This is a genomic window from Flintibacter sp. (assembly GCF_046973065.1).
In genome coordinates this window covers 1-5798 of sequence record NZ_JBKVXZ010000092.1, presented here as the reverse complement: position 1 = coordinate 5798, position 5798 = coordinate 1, and the positions used below count along the sequence as shown (strand labels likewise).

The following is a 5798-nucleotide window of genomic DNA, read 5'->3' as shown; positions in this document are numbered from 1 at the left end:
GGAGGAGGCCGCCGCCGACTATTTGAAGCTCCAGGAGCTTTACGAACAAAAAGAAGCCCTGGAGGAGGAAATTTTAAAGCTCTACGGCCGTTGGGAGGAGCTATCCGCCCAATTGGAAGAGGCCCGGGGCGAAGGATAACCAGAGGGGAGGCCCACCTATGGCAGGATACCGTGGAAAGCAGCCGCGGCGATGGCTCAAGATACTGCTGGCCCTGGTACTGGCAGGAATCTTGTGTTTTGCGGGACTGTTTGGCGCGGTGATGTACGGGGCCTACGACCATGTGTCGGGAGACCCCCAGGTGATGATCATTTTGGGCTGCCGGGTGATGCCCGGGGGCGAGCCTTCTATTCTGCTCCAGGATCGGCTGGACACCGCTCTGGACTATCTGGACGACCACCCGGATATAACTGTGGTAGTATCCGGAGGCCAGGGAAGCAACGAGCCCACCTCCGAGGCTGCCTGCATGGCGGACTATCTGGAGGAACACGGGGTAGACGCTGACCAGATCCTGCTGGAGGATGAGTCCAGCAATACCAAAGAAAATCTCATCTACTCCCGGGAACTGCTGGAAGAGCAGGGTGTGGACGTAGGGGAGGAGGGAGTGCTGGTGGTGTCCAATGGCTTCCACCTTACCCGGTCCCGGATGCTGGCTGAGCGGTTTGGCTACGGTCACGTCTCCACCCTGGCCGCCCCCACCAGCCACGTCCCATCCCGCATCCAGATGTATATTCGGGAGCCTTTGGCTCTGGTGAAGTCTTTCTTCCTGGACAAGTAGGAGCTAGAAGTTAGGAGATCGAAGCTATGCAGGACAAACTGGCCGCCATTGAGGCCAAATACAGCCAGATCGAGGCCCGCCTGAGCGCCTCCGAGACCTACGAGGACCCGGCTCTGGTGGCCAAACTGAATAAGGAACAGACCGAGCTCCAGCCTCTGGTGGAGACCTACCGCACCTACCTCCGTACCCAGCAGAGCCACCGGGAAGCTGAGAGCCTGCTCAGTGACCCCGAGATGAAAGAGCTGGCCCAGGAGGAGTGGCGGCAGTCCAAAGAGGAGCTGGAGCGGCTGGAGCATCAGCTGAAGATCCTGTTGCTGCCCAAGGACCCCAACGACGACAAAAACGTCATTGTGGAGATTCGGGCGGGCGTAGGCGGCGAGGAGGCTGCCCTGTTTGCCCACTCCCTGTACCGCATGTACTCCATGTTTGCCGAGGCCAACCACTGGAAGACCGAGGTGGACAGCGTCAGCGAAACAGAGCTAGGCGGTGTGAAGGAAATTTCCTTTACGATTGAAGGAGACGGAGCCTACTCCCGCTTAAAATTTGAAAGCGGAGTCCATCGGGTGCAGCGGGTGCCGGAGACCGAATCCGGCGGCCGGGTGCACACCTCCACCGTGACTGTGGCAGTGCTCCCCGAGATGGAGACTGCTGACGTGCAGATCAACCCCGCTGACATTGAGATGCAGGTGTTCCGCTCCTCCGGCGCGGGAGGCCAGCACGTCAATAAGACCTCCTCCGCCGTGCGCCTGATACATAAGCCCACGGGCACCGTGGTGGAGTGTCAGCAGGAACGCAGCCAGTTCCAGAACCGGGACAAGGCTATGCGTATTCTGGCCTCCCGGCTCTACGAGGCGGAGCAGGAGAAGATCTCCAGCGAGTATACCGCCCAGCGGCGAAGCCAAGTGGGCAGCGGCATGCGCAACGAGCGCATCCGTACCTATAATTTCCCTCAGGGACGGGTCACCGACCATCGGATTGGCCTGACCCTCTACAAGATCGACAACATCATGAACGGTGACCTCAACGAAGTCATCGACGCTCTGGCTGCCGCCGATCAGGCGGAACGTCTTCAGTCAAGCGATACCAATTAACAATAGATAGGAGTTTATCACATGGAACTGTATATCCACTATAAAGAACTGCCCGAAGGACTGACTCTGGCGGACTTCGTGGGCGAGCTTAATGAGGTTCTGGACGACACCGGCGTGGTGTGCGGCGGCGAGGACAACCGCCTGGATCTGGACCTGGAGGACGAGAAGGTCAACCCCAAGCACGCCCAGATGGCGGTGAAGGCCTATCTGCAGCGGGCTGGCTTTTCCAAAGAGACCGCCGTGGAAATCGGCGGCATGGAAATCGGCATTTACGAGTGAGGTCCTTTTCCCATGTACAAGCATGTAATCTTTGACCTGGACGGCACCCTGCTTAACACCATCGACGATCTGGCGGACACCGGCAACCACGTGTGTACCCTCCACGGCTGGCCCACCCACACGGTGGCTGAGTTCAAGCTGATGGTGGGTAATGGCATCCCCAAGCTGGTGGAGCGCTTTGCTCCCCAGGGGACCAGCCAGGAAGTGCTGGATCAGGCGTTTCAGGAGTTTATGGACTGGTACGGCGTCCACAAGGAGGACAAGACCGCTCCCTATGCCGGCATGCCCGAGGTGACCAAGGCTCTGCGGGAGGCTGGGGTGTCCATCGCGGTACTGTCCAACAAGGCGGACGTGATGGCCGGTCCAGTGGTGGAGCACTATTACCCGGGAATTTTCCCCGTGGTTCAGGGGGCGCTGCCCGGCCTGCCCACCAAGCCCGCCCCCACGCTCCTTCATAAGCTGATGGACCGCCTGGGGGCCACCCAGGAGGACACCCTGTTTGTGGGAGACAGCAACGTGGATATCCACACGGCGAAAAACGGCGGCCTCACCGGCTGTGGCGTGCTGTGGGGCTTTCGGAGCCGGGAGGAGCTGGAGGCGGCGGGAGCCGACGTGATCGTCTCCACGCCCCAGGAGCTGCTGGACCTTATTTTGAAAGCCTGAGCGTAATAAGTAAGGAGTCTTTTCGTTGAATACAAAGCGACTGACAGAACATGATATTGATGAGGCAGCTGCCATCCTGCGGGATGGTGGACTGCTGGGTATCCCCACCGAGACGGTATACGGTCTGGGGGCCAACGGCCTTAACGAGGAGGCTGTGGCTCACATTTTTGAAGCCAAGGGCCGTCCCCAGGATAACCCTCTCATCTTACATATCCCAGATGCCTCTTGGCTGGAGAGGTACTGCAAGGATATTCCCTTGACAGCCTATCAGCTGGCAGAAGCCTACTGGCCCGGCCCCATGACCATGATCTTAAAGCGGAAGGACATCGTCACCAACGCGGTGACGGCCGGGCTTGATACGGTAGGTATGCGCTGTCCCGCCCACCCTCTGTGCAGAGAGATCATTGCGGCCTCCGGAGTGCCGGTGGCTGCCCCTTCGGGGAATACCTCCGGTCGGCCCAGCCCCACCACCGCCCAGCATATGCTGGAGGACATGGATGGGAAGATCGACGCTATCGTAGACGGCGGTCCCTGCTCCGTGGGAGTGGAGTCCACCATTATCGATCTCACCGAAACTCACGCCCGACTGCTGCGGCCCGGCGGCATCACCCTGGAGCAGCTGGAGGCAGTGCTGGGGGAGGTGGCAGTGGACCCGGCGGTCACCCGTCTCATGGGAGCCGGGGAGCAGCCCAAGGCGCCCGGCATGAAGTACCGCCACTACGCCCCCAAGGCTCCGGTTACCGTGGTCACTGGCGACCCGAAAAAGAGTGCGGAGTATATCGCCGCCCACGCCGGGGCGGAGGACGGGATCATCTGTTTTGACGAGTTTTTGCCTCTGTTCATGAGACGGTCTGAGACGAGGCCCGTCATGGACCTGGGTCCGGCAGGGGATAAGGAGGAGCAGGCCCGGCATATCTTTGACGCCCTGCGCTCCTTTGACCACACCAGCGTGCCTGCCATCTGGGCCCAGTGCCCCGACACCACCGGTATTGGCCTGGCTATTGCCAACCGACTGAACAAGGCGGCGGGATTTCATATTATCCAGGTTTAAAACCCTTGTGCCCCAAGGGCTGCAACCTTAGGTTGCATGAAAATTGCTTGACGGTTTCACGCCCTTCCGGTACGCTGAAGCCGAGGTGATCGATATGACGCTGGGCGAAAACCTACAAAGACTGCGAAAAGAGAAGGAACTGTCCCAGGAGGATGTGGCCCGGGCGCTGTTCGTGTCCCGTCAGACCATCTCAAAATGGGAGACGGACAAGGCAGAGCCGGGAGTGGATAACCTAAAGGCCCTGGCTGATCTCTATGAGGTTGCTTTGGACCAGCTGACCGGCCGAGCTCGGACGGGGACGGATTCCAAAGAGTCGCATGAGCAAACACCTTCCGACCAATACCGGACCATGGCTCTCATTCGCCTGGCAGTTTGGCTGGCGGTGGCAGCGGCAGGTCAACTGCATGGAGGCGAGCCTTTCCAGGTCCTTGCCTTTGCGGGAACGCTGGGTTCTGCGGCAGTTTTTCTGAGCCTTTGGTTCCGCAGCATCTATGTGTGGGGCGGCATCCTTTGCGGGGAAGGGCTTAGTATCCTTGTGTCTGCCGCCTGCACCATCTGTGCAAAGCAGCTGGCCTCAGGGATGATCAGTGTGGGTTTGGCGGCTATGCTCGGAATCTGGGTAAAATATCTGACCTCTCAGTCGGTGCGTCAGCTGTTTTATGAAAAGTGAGGAGATGTTCTCATGACCATTATTGGCATCACCGGCCCCACCGGGGCAGGGAAGACCACCGCGCTGCGGGAGATCGAAAAGCTGGGAGGCGCAGTCATTGACTGCGATGCCGTGTACCACGACCTTCTGGAACGTGATATTACATTACAGGGGATGCTGGAGAGCGCTTTTGGCCCTCTGCGGGACGAGAGCGGGGCCGTTGACCGGAAAAAGCTGGGGACCATCGTTTTTGGAGACCCGGAGAAGCTGGCAAAGCTCAATACCATCGCCCAGACCGCCACAGTGCGGCGCACCCAGGAATTGCTCTCGGAGTACCGCGCCAAGGGAAGGAAACTGGTGGCCATTGATGCCATTGCCTTACTGGAGAGTTCGCTGGCCAAGCTCTGTGACGCCACCATTGCGGTGATTGCGCCCCAGGAGGTGCGGGTGCAGCGCATCATGGCCCGGGAGCGCATTTCGGAGGAGTACGCCTGGTCCCGGGTCAAGGCCCAGAAGAGCGACGACTACTTTACCGAAGGCTGCGACCATACCTTATATAACGACTGCGCCCAGGCGGAGGAATTCGCTCTTCGGGCTAAAACGTTGGTAGAATCGATTTTATAGGAACACATACAATAAAGGCACGAAGGAGGTTTTCCCAATGGATGAGAAAAAAGAACTGACCCGGGGCGAGGAGCTGCGTAAAGCCCTGTGCTACAATAAGAAGAACGGCTACGACCGTATGAATCCCCAGGAGATGGAGCCCTTGGAGGCCTACTGCACCGGTTACAAGCAGTTTTTGGATGCAGGTAAGACGGAGCGGGAGTGCGTGGAGCGGGCAGTGGCGCTGGCGAAGGACGCTGGCTTCCGGCCCTATGAGCGGGGCATGGAGCTCAAGCCCGGAGACAAGATCTACCGGGTGAACCGCGGGAAAGCGGTGATGCTGGCGGTGATGGGTCAGGAGAATCTGGATAAGGGCGCCAACATCGGCGCGGCCCACATCGATTCTCCCCGTCTGGATCTGAAGCAGAACCCCCTCTATGAGGCTGACGAGCTCTCGTTCCTTAAGACCCACTACTACGGCGGCCTGCGCAAGTACCAGTGGGTAACCATCCCTCTGGAGCTCCACGGTGTGGTGGCTCTGAAAAACGGGGATGTGATCCGCGTCTCCGTGGGCAATGGGGAAGGAGACCCCAAGTTCACCATTGACGACCTGCTGCCCCACCTGGGCGTGGAGCAGTCCAAGAAGGCCCTGAGCGAGGCCATCCCCGCGGAGAGCCTGAACATTC

The 5798-nt window shown here is 59.4% G+C and carries 7 protein-coding genes and 1 pseudogene; all 8 read left to right on the top strand.

The features are described from left to right. The first annotated feature begins 158 nt into the window (after nt 1-158). Nucleotides 159-776 carry a YdcF family protein gene (locus tag ACLTXB_RS18430; RefSeq protein ID WP_428227946.1) on the top strand — a complete coding sequence of 206 codons (618 nt, stop codon included), beginning with the start codon at nt 159-161 and terminating at the stop codon, nt 774-776. 26 nt (nt 777-802) lie between these two features. Beyond that, nucleotides 803-1867 carry a peptide chain release factor 1 gene (gene prfA / locus ACLTXB_RS18425; protein WP_428227945.1) on the top strand — a complete coding sequence of 355 codons (1065 nt, stop codon included), beginning with the start codon at nt 803-805 and terminating at the stop codon, nt 1865-1867. 21 nt (nt 1868-1888) lie between these two features. Further along, a complete protein-coding gene (locus ACLTXB_RS18420; RefSeq protein ID WP_008980620.1) occupies nt 1889-2146 on the top strand; it encodes a hypothetical protein in 258 nt (85 codons plus the stop codon). A 12-nt stretch (nt 2147-2158) separates the two neighbouring features. After that, nucleotides 2159-2809: an HAD family hydrolase gene (locus ACLTXB_RS18415; RefSeq protein ID WP_428227944.1), complete on the top strand. Its 651-nt coding sequence runs from the start codon at nt 2159-2161 to the stop codon at nt 2807-2809. 25 nt (nt 2810-2834) lie between these two features. Continuing rightward, nucleotides 2835-3860: an L-threonylcarbamoyladenylate synthase gene (locus tag ACLTXB_RS18410; protein WP_428227943.1), complete on the top strand. Its 1026-nt coding sequence runs from the start codon at nt 2835-2837 to the stop codon at nt 3858-3860. Between the two features lie 43 nt (nt 3861-3903). Further along, nucleotides 3904-4530 carry a helix-turn-helix domain-containing protein gene (locus tag ACLTXB_RS18405; protein WP_428227942.1) on the top strand — a complete coding sequence of 209 codons (627 nt, stop codon included), beginning with the start codon at nt 3904-3906 and terminating at the stop codon, nt 4528-4530. A gap of 12 nt (nt 4531-4542) precedes the next feature. Further along, nucleotides 4543-5133, top strand: a complete 591-nt coding sequence (gene coaE / locus ACLTXB_RS18400) for a dephospho-CoA kinase (protein ID WP_428227941.1) — start codon at nt 4543-4545, stop codon at nt 5131-5133. 37 nt (nt 5134-5170) lie between these two features. After that, nucleotides 5171-5798: pseudogene (locus ACLTXB_RS18395) on the top strand (aminopeptidase); the annotation flags it as partial.

Excerpts from the sequence above, each read along its gene's own strand:
- prfA (WP_428227945.1), top strand. The coding sequence starts at position 803 with ATGCAGGACAAACTGGCCGCCATTGAGGCCAAATACAGCCAGATCGAG.
- ACLTXB_RS18430 (WP_428227946.1), top strand. The coding sequence starts at position 159 with ATGGCAGGATACCGTGGAAAGCAGCCGCGGCGATGGCTCAAGATACTG.
- ACLTXB_RS18420 (WP_008980620.1), top strand. The coding sequence starts at position 1,889 with ATGGAACTGTATATCCACTATAAAGAACTGCCCGAAGGACTGACTCTG.
- coaE (WP_428227941.1), top strand. The coding sequence starts at position 4,543 with ATGACCATTATTGGCATCACCGGCCCCACCGGGGCAGGGAAGACCACC.
- ACLTXB_RS18415 (WP_428227944.1), top strand. The coding sequence starts at position 2,159 with ATGTACAAGCATGTAATCTTTGACCTGGACGGCACCCTGCTTAACACC.